Annotated in this window: 1 pseudogene; it reads right to left on the bottom strand. The window is 66.5% G+C overall.

Annotation, left to right across the window (positions count from 1 at the left end):
* Positions 1-233 (bottom strand): annotated as a pseudogene (locus QSJ97_RS24900) (IS3 family transposase); the annotation flags it as partial.

Genomic DNA, 233 nt, shown 5'->3' with positions numbered 1-233 from the left:
GTCCGGCAGCGGGTTCACGCGAACGTAGTCGCGCTTGAGCGTTTTGACGAAGGCTTCGGAGATGCCGTTGCTCTCGGGGCTTGCGATCGGCGTGAAGCACGGCGCGAGGTTGAGCTGGCCAGCGAAGCGGCGCGTGTCCTTCGCGGTGTATGGCGAGCCGTTGTCCGACAGCCATTCGATCGGCGAGGGCGCACGGGTCGTGCCGAAGCGGGCCTCGACCGCTTCCAGCATCA

Source organism: Paralimibaculum aggregatum, from assembly GCF_030270585.1.
GTDB lineage: Bacteria > Pseudomonadota > Alphaproteobacteria > Rhodobacterales > Rhodobacteraceae > Thermohalobaculum > Thermohalobaculum aggregatum.
Note: the sequence above shows the minus strand (reverse complement) of the source record. Positions and strands in the feature narration are given on the sequence as shown.